This window comes from Kistimonas ophiarachnellae, from assembly GCF_057552235.1.
In genome coordinates this window covers 22,094-38,374 of the sequence record NZ_BAAJPA010000020.1, presented here as the reverse complement: position 1 = coordinate 38,374, position 16,281 = coordinate 22,094, and the positions used below count along the sequence as shown (strand labels likewise).

13 protein-coding genes are annotated in these 16,281 nt (G+C 51.6%); 8 read left to right on the top strand and 5 right to left on the bottom strand.

Translation table 11 applies throughout. The features are described from left to right. Positions 1–247 precede the first annotated feature (247 nt). Positions 248–1,420 (bottom strand): sugar transporter, encoded by a 1,173-nt coding sequence (locus tag AC27K1_RS19660; protein WP_487152497.1) that lies wholly within the window; start codon positions 1,418–1,420, stop codon positions 248–250. A gap of 145 nt (positions 1,421–1,565) precedes the next feature. On the opposite strand from AC27K1_RS19660, the gene AC27K1_RS19655 reads away from it, so the two are divergent. Beyond that, positions 1,566–1,730 (top strand): hypothetical protein, encoded by a 165-nt coding sequence (locus AC27K1_RS19655; RefSeq protein ID WP_487152520.1) that lies wholly within the window; start codon positions 1,566–1,568, stop codon positions 1,728–1,730. Then, on the top strand, positions 1,666–1,830 hold the full coding sequence (locus AC27K1_RS19650) for a transposase (protein WP_487152496.1): 165 nt from the start codon (positions 1,666–1,668) through the stop codon (positions 1,828–1,830). Before AC27K1_RS19655 ends, AC27K1_RS19650 begins: the two co-directional genes overlap by 65 nt. Positions 1,831–1,892: 62 nt before the next feature. On the opposite strand, the gene AC27K1_RS19645 is transcribed toward AC27K1_RS19650, so the two are convergent. Both AC27K1_RS19645 and AC27K1_RS19640 read right to left on the bottom strand, forming a co-directional pair. Beyond that, positions 1,893–3,314: a hypothetical protein gene (locus AC27K1_RS19645; RefSeq protein ID WP_487152495.1), complete on the bottom strand. Its 1,422-nt coding sequence runs from the start codon at positions 3,312–3,314 to the stop codon at positions 1,893–1,895. A gap of 617 nt (positions 3,315–3,931) precedes the next feature. Further along, on the bottom strand, positions 3,932–6,763 hold the full coding sequence (locus AC27K1_RS19640) for a ricin-type beta-trefoil lectin domain protein (protein ID WP_487152494.1): 2,832 nt from the start codon (positions 6,761–6,763) through the stop codon (positions 3,932–3,934). Positions 6,764–7,232: 469 nt separating this feature from the next. Here AC27K1_RS19640 and AC27K1_RS19635 point away from each other — a divergent pair, with 469 nt between their 5' ends. Further along, complete coding sequence (locus AC27K1_RS19635; protein WP_487152493.1) at positions 7,233–8,621, top strand: sialidase family protein; 1,389 nt, start codon at positions 7,233–7,235, stop codon at positions 8,619–8,621. 150 nt (positions 8,622–8,771) lie between these two features. Here the strand turns inward: AC27K1_RS19635 and AC27K1_RS19630 are convergent, their stop codons facing one another. Together AC27K1_RS19630 and rimO are read right to left on the bottom strand one after the other, a co-directional pair. Next, the gene (locus AC27K1_RS19630; RefSeq protein ID WP_487152492.1) at positions 8,772–9,023 is read right to left on the bottom strand and encodes a HigA family addiction module antitoxin; all 252 of its coding nucleotides are present in this window, start codon (positions 9,021–9,023) and stop codon (positions 8,772–8,774) included. A gap of 197 nt (positions 9,024–9,220) precedes the next feature. Further along, on the bottom strand, positions 9,221–10,558 hold the full coding sequence (gene rimO, locus AC27K1_RS19625; protein WP_487152491.1) for a 30S ribosomal protein S12 methylthiotransferase RimO: 1,338 nt from the start codon (positions 10,556–10,558) through the stop codon (positions 9,221–9,223). Positions 10,559–11,170: 612 nt separating this feature from the next. Here rimO and AC27K1_RS19620 point away from each other — a divergent pair. The 5 genes from AC27K1_RS19620 (at position 11,171) to AC27K1_RS19600 (ending at position 16,080) form a co-directional block, all read left to right on the top strand. After that, positions 11,171–12,592 carry a TolC family outer membrane protein gene (locus AC27K1_RS19620; protein ID WP_487152490.1) on the top strand — a complete coding sequence of 474 codons (1,422 nt, stop codon included), beginning with the start codon at positions 11,171–11,173 and terminating at the stop codon, positions 12,590–12,592. Then, a complete protein-coding gene (locus AC27K1_RS19615; RefSeq protein ID WP_487152489.1) occupies positions 12,592–13,398 on the top strand; it encodes a hypothetical protein in 807 nt (268 codons plus the stop codon). The genes AC27K1_RS19620 and AC27K1_RS19615 overlap by 1 nt, the downstream gene beginning before the upstream one ends. A 1-nt stretch (position 13,399) precedes the next feature. After that, positions 13,400–14,293, top strand: coding sequence for a hypothetical protein (locus tag AC27K1_RS19610; RefSeq protein WP_487152488.1), 894 nt, complete (start codon positions 13,400–13,402; stop codon positions 14,291–14,293). A 7-nt stretch (positions 14,294–14,300) separates the two neighbouring features. Then, entirely contained in the window at positions 14,301–15,224 is a 924-nt protein-coding gene (locus tag AC27K1_RS19605; protein WP_487152519.1) for a radical SAM protein, read from the top strand. 67 nt (positions 15,225–15,291) lie between these two features. Then, on the top strand, positions 15,292–16,080 hold the full coding sequence (locus AC27K1_RS19600; RefSeq protein WP_487152487.1) for a SapC family protein: 789 nt from the start codon (positions 15,292–15,294) through the stop codon (positions 16,078–16,080). Positions 16,081–16,281 lie beyond the last annotated feature (201 nt).

Below are 16,281 nucleotides of genomic sequence, written 5' to 3'. Positions count from 1 at the left end.
CTTGTAATACCCATTGTTTTTTCTAACCACTGTTTAAGGCTCGGTCGCCTGTTCTGTATTGCTTGCTAAAATTTGCAGGTTTCCCGGGTAAGTCGGTTTCCAAAGGAAGCCGACGTCGTCTGCCGGTAAAACGTCGGCTCGCAAGCGACCCGACCTACGTTAACAAAAAAACTGTTAGCCTTTTTAGCCAGTTCCAGGTCGCAGGCAGTTATAACGCCCCACGATCCCGACACATTTTCCCGGGCTGCTATTGTGGCATTCGGATGTTGGCGAAGGCTCGAAACAGGAATACCAGGGGGATCACACCTGCCAGAACCAGCAAGACGGCAAACGCACCGTTATGTCCTACACCAAAGTGGTGAGCCAGTATGTTGCCAAGCAATGCCCCTCCGCCAATGCCAACATTGTACAGGCCGGAGTTAATAGCCATTGCCACATCGGTGGCCTCTGGCGCCAACTTGAGACACCAGGACATCAGTGATAATGCGATCAGGATAATGGCCGCTCCCCACACCATGAACAGCATGACCAGTGACCACAGGTAATGACCCATCATTGACAGGGTTGACAGACAGAGACCCAGTGTGACCATAGCCATGACCAGCAGAGCCAGCGGATGGTTGTCCTGATATCGGATGAACAGCACGCTGCCCAGCAGCCCGGAGAATCCAAACAACAAAAGGAACACGGTGGTGAGTCCCGGCGTATATCCAAAGTGTTCAATCAGTATGGGTTCCAGGTAGGTGTATACCGAGAAATGGGCGGTGATCAACAGGATCTCCAGGCAAAATAACCCCATGAGAGCCCTGTTGCGGCGCAGGTCTGAGAGGCTTTTTAAATCTCCACCGTGTTCGGCAGGCAGCCTGGGCAGGGTTCGCCAAAGCCCAAGCATCAGTATCAATGTGATGAAACCAATCATCGCAAACGTGACGCGCCAGCCCAGGAGCTGATCAATGATTCGTCCCACCGGAATCCCCAGGACGGATGCCAACACGACACCGGAGGAGAGTAACCCCAATACCGTGGCTCTATACCTCTTTGGCGCCAGGCGTACAATGATGGCTGGAGACACTGCCCAGAACAGTGAATGGGCAAGGGCGATACCCACTCGACCAGCGATCAGAACAGGGTAGCTCGAAGCCATGGCGCAGACGCCATGACTGACCACGAAAAAGGTTAATACCTTCAGTAGCAGGTCTCTACGCTCAAAGCGTTCAAACATCAACACTGCCGGCAGCGAGGCGAGTGCCACAACGGTTGCGTAGATGGTCAGTATGGGACCGACTTCCACAGCACTCATGTTGAAACTCTTGCCGAGTGACGTCAGAAGACCGACGGGGACAAACTCGGATGTGTTGAACATGAAGGCTACGAGCGCAAGCAGGATCACCGACCACCAAAATGATATGTTCCGGGTCATCAGGAATCACGTATCAATCAACAATAGACACATGAGTTTATGGCCAAGACTTTTGTCTGGCGAGTTGGTTTGGCCAGAGATGCCGACGGTAAGCGCTGGAGGTTTTCCCTGGTATAAAATGTTTGCTGGCAAAATGGATCAATGTATGTTGATTCGCTTTCTCAAAGGTCTTGTCCAGGGCGTTAACAAGCCTGTCATTGTGATGACTGACGGACATCGAGTCCATCGTTCAAAACGGCTGCAGAATGATGTCAGTCAGGAGTCCGCTGCTGAAGTTGCATTGTCTACCCGGCTATTCGCCAGGGCTTAATCCTGACGAACAGGTCTGGAATCACATGAAGGAATGGCCTGGTAAAATAGCATTGAGAACAGAAAAGCGTTTATTGCTTTTGACCAGGGGAAACATTTAAGGCGTCAGCACCAATGATGCGGCTGTCGGAATAGTTGACCATTAGCTGTGCAATGAGACAGGTCAATCGGTATAACTAAAAAATGCATTAATGCACTCATCCAGCATGCTAATTGCCTTTTCGATCAGTAGCGCGCGAATCGCATGTGAATCATAAAAAAACGAATGAAGATATTTATAAATGGCGAATTTTGTGTAGGTTTCGATATCATCCACTGATGGCTTATTGGTTTTTTTAATAGTGCCATTTTCAAGGGCTTTTTGGGCTTCCTGCTTTATGATTTCTATGATTTGATCTTCTACACTGTAGCTCTTTATACTGGCGTCTGTTGCCTGGCAGCTGTCCTTGATTTGTTGGTCAGCTTTTTTGCATGCGTTAAGCGTTGGTGGTATTTCTGACGCAAAAGCATTTTTCAGTACACCGGTCAGTTTGGTAAAGAGTGTAAGCTCTTCAAGTTTACCTTTTTCTTTCTCCGATATATCTTTTTTAGTTTGTGACAAATCCATATTGCAGGAATCCGTTGGAATCGTTTTTAAAATGTTGTCAGCAAAATCTTTTTTATGTTCTTCTATCAAATTTTTGTTCGTTCTCCGTATATAATTCCTTAATTCTTTGATTGCAAGAATAATGGATTGTTTCTCGGTTCTATGTACATTGCTCTCCTGATCGGCATTATATATATGCGTAATTATCTTCAGAGAATGTTCTGATAATGAGCTTCCATTTTTAGGTCCTACCATGCAGGACCACGCGATAATCAGGGCAAATATTATTGTTTGCTCCATAGCGTCATCGCACACTATGGAGGGTGGAATTTTTGTTTCTAGAATAAACGTTATGTCATCTTTATAAGTTGTTCTGTATTGAGGACCCCAGGCTGCCAACAAGAGAAAGCATCTTTCAAAATCCAGCATATTGTTATTAATTTCCATGTGTAGACAGGAGGCATAAAAGATCATTTCAACCTGTGGTCGTGAGAATGGTAACTGGAAGTATGCCTTGAGGGTTGTGATGAGGTTTTCGGTTTTCTGATCATGAGAGGATGTTGATTTTGCAGAATCAATCAGGGGTAATGGTGCGGCAGGAATAATTGCATAACATCGACACAGTATATCACGATAGTATTTACGTTCGGTATGATCCCGTGTAGACGGGGGTATCTCAGCCGCATAAACATGATGATCGATAGTCGCGTTCAGCTGTAAAAAATGAAGAAGTTTTTTCCGGATGTCATCATTGAATACGGAAAGAATATCTTTTTCCACTATCAAGCCTTTCTGTGTGCCGTTCTTACCGCTTATATTTTGTACGCGCCGCTGTGGCAGGTTTCCTGTTTCAGGATGGAGACTGGCTGCAGCATTGGGTGACGTGCCGACTACAGGGATCGTTGCCTGACTGTCAGGACTGGCGGTTGGAACGTCTGCGTTGGTGGCAGGCGCCGATCTTAAAGCCGGTGCATTTGTAAGGTTGCTGGTTCTGTCCATGGGAGTCCTTTTGCTACTGTATTGTTGGTTACACTATCGGTTGCACCGGATATAGATCTCCTTTCAGTGCTTGCCAGTAAGAGAATGAGTATAAATTAAGCCAAATATGCTGGATCACCGCGAACAGGCTTACAGGTGATTCCTGTTTCAGGACGTCTGCTATTCGGACTTCTTTCTCTAGACAAGGCTGATTCTGAGTTGTTCTGATGAGTTAGTGATTTTTACTGTCTTGATCAGCAATATGTTGACTTATTCGTCTTGCTCCTGCCCAGGAAGAGCCTTTCTGCGAAGAGGAGAACAAGGTCAGTAAAAGACTTCAGGCACGCCGAAGCTTCTTCAGAACAGGCATGGCTTTTGTATTCGGGCTGAGCATTGCCTGTCAGTTCGCAATGAAAACACCCGGCGTTGACGACCATTCAGGCCAAATGAAGCGTCGCTGTTGGTTTGTTCAAAGGATTAAATCGAAAATATTCGGGAATGCGTCAAAGCGTAGATCGTGTCGGCTGCAAGGCCTGATGGCAGGTTTGCAGACGCTGTCCACTGAAGGCTTGCTGCTATAAAAAACAGGCCGAGACACCGGGGTTAGCTGGTGTCTCGGCTTATAGACCTAATACCGCTTATTTGAAGTGGCGTTCCCAGGCTTGCCGGGCATCGCCGTTCTCTACCTTTGACATGCCGACATTGGAGCTGTCGCCCGCGCCGTAGGCCTCAACCGCGTAGTTGTGGTTAACCCTCGGGCGCAGGGTGTTACCGACCAGATCCCAGCGCATGTTCTTGCTGTTCTTGCAGGTCCAGATTACCAGCTTGCCGCCGTTACGGTTCTGTCCACCATTGTCCAGGCAGCGGTTCCAGTTAACGCCTGAGCGCAGGTAGCCCGATGACTGGTCATAGAACCAGCGCTGCGCATTTGAGCCGTTGCAGCGATAGCTTTGGACATTCGTACCGTTGAAAATGCGACCGCCGGCTACGTCCAGGCACTTGCCGGTATCCTGGTTAACCAGGGTCATCCAGCCTTCATTGGTGGCACTGCCTGCGCCCTTGTCGGAAGGGTAGCCGCCATGGGTCATGGTATGGGTCAGGTAAACAGGACTCTTCTGCTGGTTGACCGTCTCTTTCAGGGCCTGTTGCAGTTCGTCCAGGGTGCCGGCATCCAGCCCCGCGTTGCCGTCGATGACCAGTGCGAAATGGTAACCCTGCGCCGTTTCTCCCGTTTCGACATCATCCCAGATAGCAACGACATGACCCGCACCGGGCTGCTTGGCAGGATCACTGTAGATGGCCACTTCGTTCAGGGTATGGTTGAGTCCGCCATTGACCTCAAGGCCCTGGAATACGCCCGCCTCGGTGATGACAGTCAGCTCGGTGGCATCCATATGACGGGGGATGTAGATTTCCGTGGGTGCATCGCTGGTGCGACCACGCCAGGTCAGGAAGGCAAACTTGTGGTTACGGAAGAACTCCCGGTCACGGAACTGGCCGGACAGGCTGGCGCGAATCGAATGGTAAGCCATGAGTTCACTGGCTTCATCAGGCACAAGGCCTTCATAGGCGAAGTGCATGATATCTCCCTGCACTGCACGGGGATAAGCGCGTTCCACCAGGTTGGCCTTGACGTTGTACCCCTGGCCATAGTTATTGATGACCGAGAAGTTCTCGGCGTTCCAGGCGTCGTCCTCGGTTTTCAGGTTGTTGGGATTGCCGTTCTGGAATTCGTAGTGGTTATCGTAGTAGATGTCCCACTGCCATTGTGCGCCACTGACCACCGGTGTGTAGAAATCCACGTAACGGTCCTTACCGTGCACCCGGTCAGAGGATTCCATAGCTTGGTATGTGCCGTTGACGACACGCTCGGTATCGGTGTGTCCCCAGCCTTCAAGCCACATGCCGAACTCTGACAGGAAAGTCGCCAGGTTCAGGTAGCGGGCTTCATCACGGATCAGGTCGAGGTTGGGGAAGTGCGCGCCGTTGCGGGCCACAGACAGGTCTTCCACGCCCATACGCGCCTGGTCGTAGAAATGCGGTGTGAAAACAAAACCGTCACCGGGCTGGTAATCCAGGTAGTGACCACCGGTGGCTGGTGCGGTCACACCTGCGATGGAACTCCAGAACACCATGGGTTCGGCATAGACTGGTTTGTCGGTGACACCCTGACGATCCAGCTCGGCGCGGACGCGCTCGTAGAAGGGCCAGAGCAACTGGTTGTCGAACTCTTTATACGACATCTTGCCGACACCACCGTCAAACGGCTCATTTAACGGCTCAAAGCCAAGGACATGGGCAAATTCATACTCGGTCATGTTGGCTTTCATGTAGGCTGCTACCTGGCCAATCTGCCAGACAAATGCCGTCTGTGAGTAGGTCAGGTCGCTGCCCAGGTCGGCGCCGTCCATGACACTGCGCAGGACAAACTGCTGGCTAGTGTTGCCGAGGCTGCATTCCGCTAGCTTCAGGTTACCGTTGTTATCGACAACACACTTGTTGAAGTCCAGTGCGCTATGCAGGCGACCGCGCTGGTCGAGAATAAACTGCTGGGCGCGGGAATTGTTGCAGCGATAAATCTGGATGTCGGTATTGTCCGCGGTTTTCGCACCGGCCACGTCCAGGCACTGGTTGGTATTTTTGACCGAACGCAGTGAGCCATCCTGTTGATACAACCACTGCTGGTGGGGCTGGCTGTTGCACTGCCAGGACAGTACCGTGTTGGAGTCCGACATGTCACCGCCGGCGATATCGGCACAGGTGTTGCTGGCGGGAAGGTAAAGCTCGGCCGCGGGCAGGTCCCGATCCATGATCCAGTGGTCGTACCAGAAGGATTTCATGCCATTGCGCACAGCGCTGTCCGAGAGCTTGTGGGCGGACCAGGTGAGCTCACAGGGAAGACCACAGTCGTCTTTACCGTTGACCGGATGCACCGCCCAGCCGGGCGCGCCGTTGCCGGTGTCTTTCGAGTCCATCCTGAAGGTGTGGCGGCTGTAGAGGTCCGCATGGTAATCCACGAGGACGTACAGGCCATTGTTTATCGCCTCTTTCATGTAGGCGATGGCGTTGTCCAGGTAGTTGTAATCGATGGTGCCTGGCGCCGTATGGATGCCTTCCCAGCTGACGGTGTAGCGCACCATGTTACTGCCGACCTTCTGGCCGAGGGTGTCAAAGCTGGTCCGGGCGTCAGCCACATTGGCAAAGGGCTGGAAACCGTATTCCGCCAGCTTGACTTTGCCGGACACATTGAAACCGCGCAGGGTGACTTCCCGGTTCAGGCCGTCGACAAACACCTTGTCGATCTGACCGTTAACGGATTTTTCACGGATACTTAATGCCCGCGATTCAGCGGTATTTTCGGGTAATTGGTGAAAAAGGGACTCTGTTGATGCGGCAACTGCATCAACGGGGTGTAACAGGGTTGTACCCATTACGAGTGCAAGCGAAAGGGTCGTTTTATTCCTGATCATGACTTTAGCCCGAGTTTTTGTAGTTTTTGTACTAAAGTGGTCTCTCTCAGTGGGCCCGGGCTATTTGCTGTTATGAGCTGTCAGTTACTTCTCGGTAATGATGGCAAATAAAGCAAAGAAGCCGTAAGCCTTGTGAGCCTGTCCAGGTATCGTTAGTGCTGAATAACATCATCATTTTTCAGGTAACGATTGTTTCCTTTGAATACCTTGCTTTATGAGGCATTAAAAAATGCAATTCCCTGAAAGAAGAGCAGGCAACACAACAGGGAATACATTAATCGCAATTGAAAGAGCAGATTATGGCCGATTATTGCGAAATTAAGGGTAAAACAGTCAATTGTCAGTGTGATGAAACCGGTTACTCTGTTGATCGCAAATAATAATAAAAAGAGAGGTGAACATGTTTTCAGGTATACGTCGCCACTTGGTTAAGCGGTGGGCGCAAGTCGCTTGTCTTGTTCCACTGTCCATGTCTCTTACGGTATCGGCTGAAAATTTTGTAGATCCTGTCAAGGATGGCCGTTACCGCAGTGCCCACAACCTGTTTGTCTTTGGTTCAAAAACAGATGATAAATACCGTATTCCAAGCATGGCGCAGTTGAATAACGGTGATGTTGTTTTTTTTGCCGAACGGCGCCTCGATCCCCTGGCGACGAACGACTACAAGCGCCAGAGCATCGTCATGCGTACCCTGAAAAAGGATACCGGCAAGCTGACCAGTTCCCGCAGGATCCTGCTTCCTGAAAATGCGCCGAGAGCCAAGACTGATGGCGCTGGCTACAAGCACAATCTGATGAATCCGGTGTCGGTCTACAACCAGGTAACCGGGGTGCTGCACCTGTACTACAACCATGTTGTCAGTTACCAGAACACGCATACCCTGCTGAAAGTGGCTGTGATGCACACAAAGAGTTCGGACAATGGCAATACCTGGTCTGAGCCGCAAGATATGTCCAGCGTGTTTGGTGATCGCTGTGAGGCACTGGTCATCGGTCCGGGGCGTGCTATCCAGATTCCTGCCGGAGAACCGGATGGTGGTCGTATACTGCTGCCTTTCCATACACGGGACTTCCCGGGCAAGGCCGGAACCAAATACCCGATACCCGCTGAATGCCAGGGTAACACTATGCCAGGGGGGCTGTTCAAGGCCGCTTACACCGATGATGATGGCGACACCTGGCAGCTTTCAAATCGGTTGAGTACCGGTAATGCCAACGCAGGCTTCACGGAAAAACAGATTGTTTACCTCAAAGGCACCCTGCACATGTTCTCACGTCTGAGTGGCGAGTATGAATATGACGGGTCCGGCCTGGCCTATAGTACCGATGGCGGCAAAACCTGGCTCAAGGGTTTTAATGCGCAGGGGCCAAAAGACAGTGAGGGAAATAATGTTGCACTGACTGGTCGTTTTGTGACGCCAACGCAATCAGGTCTTGCGACGGATGGTGAGTATATCTACTACACAACCAGTGTTTTCTATAGCTGGTACGAGGGGCTGGACAACCGTCGGGAAGCCTGGTCGCACCGGATTGATCCTGATGAAATGTTTAACCGTGATTATTCACCGGTGAATATTGTTCAGCCGATCACTAAATCCGGTTTTTCCAATGTTTCCACCATGTACCTTGGCGACAATAAGATAGGCGTGCTCTGGGAAGAGGTCAGAACCTGGAAGCCCATCAAGCGGATTCGAAACATCTTCTTCACGGTGCTTGATACACGGGACTTCAGACCTATTCTCGATCCTGCATGGACTGACCGGGGCTTTAACTACTTCCCTGTCTGGAATGGCTCCCACCACCTGCTCAATCCGGAAATTCTTGAAGGTGATAAAACGGGTGACTGGAATCCTCAGTAACGGTTACTGACTGGAAGCAGGAACAGCGCGCTGCTCATATTGATGACTGACTGTAGTCGTCAGTATGGGCAGCGTTTTTTTGTGATAAGAAAGCATCAGGTTTTATAAATGAAAAGGTGACTGGAAAGCCACCTTTGCGGGTTAAAGCTATCAGGGCAGTGTGTTTAGGCGAGCATTGTCGTAACGCTTTTGCAGTCTCATCCAGATCTGTGGTTTTCCACCAATGGCCTGACAGAGCCTGTGGGCAAACAAGGCGCCAATTCGCCTTCGACCGTGTAATACGCTTTCAATATGGCTGGACTGAATGTCCATCTGGGTACAGAGATCACCTACGGTGATATAACGTCGAGCGAGGAATCTGGACAAAATCAAGCCCGGATGCGGATGGTCTTTTATTGTCATAATGGTTCCCTCCATGTTCATTATTCAGTATATGAGGAAGGGCAAGGCTTCTGACAATAGTTTGCAGTCATAAAGGAATTATTGTTCATAACCTGAAAGTCTTAAAAGGTAGACTTCCATAGACGTCTTTTAGTGAAGGGATTCCCGTGTGAACGGGAACCCCTGTAGAAAAGGAGTCGTATATTCAGGGCTGAATGTTATTCATCCCGGGGGGCTGGGCGAGCGTAAAGGTCGTACTCGTCAGCATCAAAGATTTCTACGTCGGTCAGGTCGCCGGGTTGCAGGCCCTGACCGTTTTCCAGCCAGACGACACCGTCGATATCCGGCGCATCGGCATAGCTGCGGCCAAAGACATCACCGTCTTCATTGGTGCCATCAACCAGTACCTGCATCTGGCGACCGACTTTTTCCTGCAGTTTTTCTGCACTGATACGTTGCTGGACTTCCATCAGGCGCTCCCAGCGTTCTTCTTTCACTTCTTCAGGAACAGCGCCGGGTAGTGCATTGGCGCGGGCGCCATCCACAGCGGAATACTTGAAGCAGCCGACCCGTTCCAGTCGCGCTTCTTCCAGGAAGTTGAGCAGCTGTTGGAAGTCGTCTTCGGTCTCACCGGGGAAGCCCACGATAAAGCTGGAGCGCAGGGCAATTTCCGGACAGATCTTCCGCCAGTTCTGGATACGTGCCAGTGTGTTTTCGCTATGCGCCGGACGCTTCATGGCCTTGAGCGTATGCTGGCTGGCGTGTTGCAGCGGAATGTCCAGGTAAGGCAAGACGAGGCCTTCGGCCATCAGTGGGATCAGGTCATCCACATTGGGGTAAGGGTAGACATAGTGCAAACGTACCCAGGCGCCAAGACGACCCAGCTCGGTGGCCAGTTCTTTCAGGCGTGTTTTCACCGGCTGGCCCTGCCAGAAGTGGGTACGGTACTTCAGATCGACACCGTAGGCGCTGGTGTCCTGGGAGACAACCAGCAGTTCCCGGGTGCCTGCATCGACCAGGCGTTCGGCTTCTTCCAGCACGTCGCCGGAAGGACGGCTGACCAGTTTGCCGCGCAGGTCCGGAATAATGCAGAAACTGCAGCTGTGGTTGCAGCCTTCTGATATTTTCAGGTAAGCGTAATGGCGAGGGGTTAGCTTGATGCCCTGCGGCGGAACCAGGTCCACAAAGGGATTGTGTTCTTTGGACGGCGGCACCCACTCATGCACGGCGCCGACCACTTCTTCATAGGCATGCGGGCCGGTGACACTCAGAACGCTCGGGTGCACGGAGCGGATGCTGTTCTCATCTTTACCCATACAGCCGGTAACAATGACCTTGCCGTTTTCCTTGATCGCTTCACCGATGGCGTCCAGGGACTCTTTCTTGGCGTCGTCAATGAATCCACAGGTATTCACCACTACCACGTCGGCGCCTTCGTAGCTGTTGACGACCTCATAGCCGTCCAGCTTCAGTTGGGTCAGGATGCGTTCAGAGTCGACCAGGGCTTTCGGGCAGCCCAGGCTGACAAAGCCGACCTTGGGGGATTCTGTGGACATGAAAAACAGCCTCTCTTGTACTAAGCAGCCACCGGATCGGCAGGATCCTTCACGGTAATGATGGCGAATAAAAACTGCGCATTCTAAACCAGCATGGGGAGGAGCCAAAGCGTGAAATGTACGTTGTTATGTAACGAGATATCTGCAGGTTGTCTGCACTGGATAGTGCGGCGGGAATATTATTCTAAATAAACGATAAAAGACGTTTAATTGCAGACGACGATTCAGGCTAATTAAATAAGATAACCTTGTGATTTGGATAAATATTATATATCGATATATTTATATAACTTTTTTAATCGCCGATGCGTCATCCAGGGTAATATCTGGCGGGAAAAGTATGTGGAAACATTGTCGGGTCATTCATTGAATCGTCATGTTTTCCATGCATCCTGTATTCATTTTTCGTGCAATGACTCAGGTTTAAATTGACTGTCTGTGCAGGAATATAAAAGCGCGAATGTAGAGTCGTTAATTAACCTTTCTCGTCGTATGGTTAAGCAGATTAAATTTGCGAATGAAATAAAATAGTGCGTAAAATTGTAAAAACCGATAACAATGTCACAAAAAATAATAATGTTTTTGCCGCTGGCAAAGGGAGCAATTTGCGCAATGAACAATGCCAGATGGCCCAGAAAAATACGTGCGATTCAGGTTGCCGGTCTGTTGCTGGCCGGTGCGGGATTCGCCCATGCGGAAGACTTGTCTGATATCTACCAGAAGGCTCTGAAAAACGATCCTGTTTACCTGGCGGGTATTCATCAGTTCAGCGCGGATGCCGAAGGTTACACGCAGATCCGGGCGGATCTGTTGCCCTCGATCTCTTTCTCCGTCAGCCGGACAGAAAACGACCAGGATATCAAGCGTTCCGATAATCCGGTTCTGGATTCTGGCTCCACCCGCTACTCGGCGGACGATTACACGCTCTCGATTACCCAGTCTGTCTACAGCTACAGCAACTGGGCCAGGCTGCGCCAGGCGGAAGCACTGGATGAACAGTACATCGCGGAACTCGGCGCGCTGGAACAGGATCTCCTGCTGAGAACCGCCGAAGCCTATTTTGCGGCGCTCGCCGTATACGAGGAAAACACCTACATTGCGGCGGAAGAGAAGTCGGTCCGGCAGCACTTTGAGCTGATCAAGGCCAGGCGGCAGGACGGCCTTGCCCGGGAGACAGACTACCTGGATGCCCAGGCCCGCTACCTGCAAACCAGGGCGCGGGGCCTGGAAGTCCGCAGTCGTCTGAAAGACAGCCTGGAAATGGTCAGTGAACTCACCGGCAGTACACCGGCCTCGCTGGCGTTGCTGAAGGCCGAGGTGCCGCTGGTGTCGCCTGTGCCGAACAATACCAGCGAATGGCTGACGACGGCGCTGGAATATAACCCGGAACTGAGGGTTCTCGCCCATACCGTGGAGGCCGCAAGGGAGGAAGTGAAAGCGCTCAAGGGTGCTCACTATCCAACAGTGGATCTCAATATTGGTTACAACAATAACGATACCCAGGGCTCACTCTACGGGGGCGGCAGCGAGGTCAGCACTACTGCTGCGACTCTGTCGCTTAATATCCCGATATATTCGGGTGGGCTGGTGTCGTCCAGGGTGCGTGAAGCTGCTGACCTGCTCAGCCGAACCCTTCAGGAACAGGAGCAGGAGAGGCGGGCGGTCAAACGTCAAACATTGTCTGCCTACGATGGCGTGATGACCGATATTGCCAAAGTGGAATCCCTTGCGAAATCGGTAGAGTCCTATGAACTGGCGGTTGAGGCCAAGCGGGTCGGCTACTCTTCCGGTCTGACCACCAGTCTATCTGTCCTGGACGCCGAACGTGATCTCTTCTTTGCCCGCAGTGAATATGCCCGCGCCCGGTATGGCTACATTCTCAACACGCTGCGTCTCAAGCGTGCCGTGGGCGTGTTGTCGGAATCCGACCTGATCCAGGTGAATATGCTACTGGCCGATGAGAAAACCGGTTCCGCCCATTTATCTGCCTACAGCCGTACAAGTACCCTGGTAGTGGCAAGGCAGGCGGACTGATGCAGCATCCGGAATCGGCAGTGCTGGCGACCTTTGCAGAGGCGCTTAAGGCCCCCTATGGTTTTGAGCGCTCGGTGAAGTTCAGTGATCACCAGATGCTGGATGACCGATTCCTGATGACGGTGCATAAATCGACCCTGGGCCAGCAGCCCGAACAGAGGCTGTCACGCCTTTGCCAGCAATTAAATGCACCTGCTGACAGGCTTGACGCGCTCTTGGCAATCCTGTCTGAGGCCGATATTGTCCATCTGGGTTTTGAGGCAGAATCTGACACAAGGCTCTGCAAATTGTACGTGGAGTTCGCCTCGAAGGTTCGCAAAGCGATGGAAAAAGGTCGCGTCAAGGAGCCCGTTCTCGTACACCAGGCCTTGAAGTGGGATGTCTCCGAACCCATGCGACATGCCATCACGCGTTACTGGTTGAAACCGGACGATGTACAAAACCAGCTGGTTCACGAGCTGTCAAAATATCTTGGTGACAAGCATGAACCTTTGTCATTATTTGCGCAGCAGGTTCTGATGCTCGCTGCCGGGCGTGTCCCGGTAGAAGAATTGATGTGTCTCGAGGTCGAAGAACCGGGTAATCCCCGCAAGTCGTTTGATCTCAACTTGTACGACGCTGATATGGTGCTGGGTGATATCCGTCATTTGCTGGAACCCCTGGCGGACTGGTTCCGGATTTCGCCCGTTAAAGTGTCGCGCTGGTTGAGGGAACATGCTGGTCAGACCCTTGGCCATATGGCTGTCGGTGTTGCTCGAAATGGTCAACCATTTGCCACTGTCTACTTTGGCATTGAGGGGCGTTAGTATGTCTGTTGCCCTTGAGAGAGCCCGTGCTATCGAGATTGCTGACATTGAGTGGTCACAGGCTGATGACCCGTGTCTTGATTACTGTCTCTGGCCTTACGATCCATGTTCCACCCAGTCCGGTAAGTTGCGCTCGATCAACATGCTTCATGATTCATTTCAGCAGGCTGGCGCGGAACATCTGACCGAAATCTGCCAGGCTATCCGTGAAGCCATTGGTGATTTCAGGACTGTCTGGGGTATCAAGCAATCTGAAAAAGGTTTCAGCTGGGAACTCTATTTCTACGACTACGATCGTCTGGATCGGCAGGTTTCAGCATCACGGCTGGTCGATGTGTTATCCCCCTGGCTGCGTTGTGATCTGACGGTGAATGAAAACAGTCCGTACTTCATGTTTTCGATTGATCTTGAATCTGCGACGGGGCTGGAACATCACACGTTGGACGAAATAAATATCTATATGGGCAATGCTGGCAGCAATGTTTCGTCCGGACTGTGTTACGCCCTGACGGCTGGCGGCCTGACATTTAACAATCTCTACAGTTTTTTTGATGCCCGGAATGAGCAGGAAGATATTTTGGCCAAGATGGCCTGCTCAGCACATCTCAGCCTGGATACGCTGAACCCTGAAGCCGTACTCTGGCCTGAGCTGGTGGAATGCCAGACCATCGTCGTCGCGAACAAACGTCTGTGTGATGGTATTTACTTCTCAAGAGTGACCATTGACCAGTTGCTGTTTTTCCTTGAAGCAACCGGTTTTCCCGATGCTCATGTAAAGTTTGTTGCAAAAAACAGGGATAACTTTGATCATCTTCTATACGACGTTGGATTTGACTATACGATGGTCAATGGTGCGATAAGCATTACTAAAAGCGCATACTACGGGGTGTTCTGACGTGAGTATGGGACGGTTTAACAATAACGATTACGTCTCTGTCACCATGGAGTTCCGGTGCAATCTCAAGTGCGAGCATTGCATGATTGAGGACACCATGGATCGTCTCGTCCCGCAAACCCTTGAACGTTTCCATGAAATCCTTGCCCATAACCGCCAGCATCGCCAATGGCAGGGCATTATCCTGACAGGCTCTGAAATTACCCTGCGCCGGGATTTGCCGGAACTGGCCCGCAAGGCAAGGGCTTCCGGCTTCCGCCATGTACGCATCCAGACCCATGGCATGCACCTGCACCAGAAAAGCTACTGTGATTGTCTGTTGGAATCGGGTGTGGATGAATTTTTCGTGAGTGTTGCAGGCTCTGACGCGCAGAGTCATGACCATATCACGGGTGTTCCCGGCGCCTTTGACCGCATGATGCAGGGGCTTGAATACCTTGACGCGGTAGACGGCGTTGCTCTTCTGACCAACACGGTGGTCACTGCCAGCAGTTATCAATTATTGCCCGATCTGGTGGAAAGGCTGGCTCACCTCAAGCGACTTGAGCAGATGGAGTTCTGGTCGTATTGGCCCATGCAGGAAAATGACGAAAAAGATCTGCTGGTACCCCACAACACGGTATTGCCGTTTCTGCGACAGGCCATTATTCGGGCCCAAACACTGGGTCGTGCGGTAGAAGTGAAAAACTTCCCCGAATGCCTGCTCGGTGAGCTGGGTGATGTTTTGGTCAATGATCAGCCGGAACTGCATATTGATCCGGCGTTCTGGGAAGAATTCATGCGCAATGGTTTTCACCAGTGCGCGTATCGCGACCGGTGTCAGTCGGAGCAGTGTCTCGGGCTGAATACGGCGTATGTCCGTAAATACGGATGGGAAGAACAGTTATTGCAGCCGGTTGTGCCGTCACAGGTCTTGCGCCTGTGCAGCTGACCGATGCAATGGTTTGACAACAATGGAACGCCCCACAGGGAAAGAGCAGGAAAGAGGTAGAAAAAGCATGGCAAAGCAATTACTGATTTACAGCCAGGTTCAGCCGGTCTCCAGCCAGCGTCATCGTGACTGGGCAATCAAGCGGGTGACTGACTTTGAATTTGCCCGGGATGTGAACTCGGTACCCCTGATGGCCGTGGAATTCCCCAATGCCGCCAGCGAGATGGCCGTCGTCTTTACGGGTAATGACGACCAGGTCATGCCGGTGGTGATCCTTGGCGTCAGGGAACAGGAAAACCTGTATCTGGACGATGAAGGTCAAATGACATCCCGTTATGTGCCGGCCTTTTTACGACGCTATCCGTTTGTTTTCTCCAGCTCCGATGATGGCGCCAATTTCACCCTCTGCATTGATGAAACCTACACTGGTTGTAACCAGGAGGGTGCTGGCGAGCGGCTGTTTGATGTGGAAGGTGAAAAAACCCAGTACCTGGATAATGTGCTGGCGTTCCTCAAGGAGTACCAGGTGCATTTCAACCGCACCCGCAACTTCTGCAGCAAACTGAAAGAGCTGGATCTGCTGGAACCCATGGGCGCCCAGTTTACCCAGCCGGATGGCGAGAAACTGACCCTGACCGGCTTCATGGCCGTTAACCGTGAAAAACTGAAATCACTGACCGGTGAGCAGTTGGCAGACCTTGCGAAGACCGATGCACTGGAGCTGATTTATATCCATCTCCAGTCCATGCGTAACTTCACCAGCATGCTGGAGAAAGTGGCGGGTGCTGAAGCATCGGAGCCAGCAGCGTCCAAGGAAGAAGCCGCTGCACCGGAAGAAGAAGCCACATTGCAGTAAAAGAAAGTTGCACCAGTACGGTGCGACTTTATGCCCCGGGATGGTGAGCGGCTCCGGCCGCTCGCTGACGTGACGGGCTTATTAGAATAAAGGCTGTAGACGCACTACCCAGGTAGTACCGATCGAGGCCGTCACGGTGTTGCAGTAAGGACAAGCTCCAGACACCGGATATAAAAACGGACAAATACGGAAGCGCAGACC

What these genes read in the sequence shown, in the direction of transcription:
- AC27K1_RS19660 (WP_487152497.1), bottom strand. Translation starts at nt 1,420, where the DNA reads ATGACCCGGAACATATCATTTTGGTGGTCGGTGATCCTGCTTGCGCTC.
- AC27K1_RS19655 (WP_487152520.1), top strand. Translation starts at nt 1,566, where the DNA reads ATGTTGATTCGCTTTCTCAAAGGTCTTGTCCAGGGCGTTAACAAGCCT.
- AC27K1_RS19650 (WP_487152496.1), top strand. Translation starts at nt 1,666, where the DNA reads ATGATGTCAGTCAGGAGTCCGCTGCTGAAGTTGCATTGTCTACCCGGC.
- AC27K1_RS19645 (WP_487152495.1), bottom strand. Translation starts at nt 3,314, where the DNA reads ATGGACAGAACCAGCAACCTTACAAATGCACCGGCTTTAAGATCGGCG.
- AC27K1_RS19640 (WP_487152494.1), bottom strand. Translation starts at nt 6,763, where the DNA reads ATGATCAGGAATAAAACGACCCTTTCGCTTGCACTCGTAATGGGTACA.
- AC27K1_RS19635 (WP_487152493.1), top strand. Translation starts at nt 7,233, where the DNA reads ATGTCTCTTACGGTATCGGCTGAAAATTTTGTAGATCCTGTCAAGGAT.
- AC27K1_RS19630 (WP_487152492.1), bottom strand. Translation starts at nt 9,023, where the DNA reads ATGACAATAAAAGACCATCCGCATCCGGGCTTGATTTTGTCCAGATTC.
- rimO (WP_487152491.1), bottom strand. Translation starts at nt 10,558, where the DNA reads ATGTCCACAGAATCCCCCAAGGTCGGCTTTGTCAGCCTGGGCTGCCCG.
- AC27K1_RS19620 (WP_487152490.1), top strand. Translation starts at nt 11,171, where the DNA reads ATGAACAATGCCAGATGGCCCAGAAAAATACGTGCGATTCAGGTTGCC.
- AC27K1_RS19615 (WP_487152489.1), top strand. Translation starts at nt 12,592, where the DNA reads ATGCAGCATCCGGAATCGGCAGTGCTGGCGACCTTTGCAGAGGCGCTT.
- AC27K1_RS19610 (WP_487152488.1), top strand. Translation starts at nt 13,400, where the DNA reads ATGTCTGTTGCCCTTGAGAGAGCCCGTGCTATCGAGATTGCTGACATT.
- AC27K1_RS19605 (WP_487152519.1), top strand. Translation starts at nt 14,301, where the DNA reads ATGGGACGGTTTAACAATAACGATTACGTCTCTGTCACCATGGAGTTC.
- AC27K1_RS19600 (WP_487152487.1), top strand. Translation starts at nt 15,292, where the DNA reads ATGGCAAAGCAATTACTGATTTACAGCCAGGTTCAGCCGGTCTCCAGC.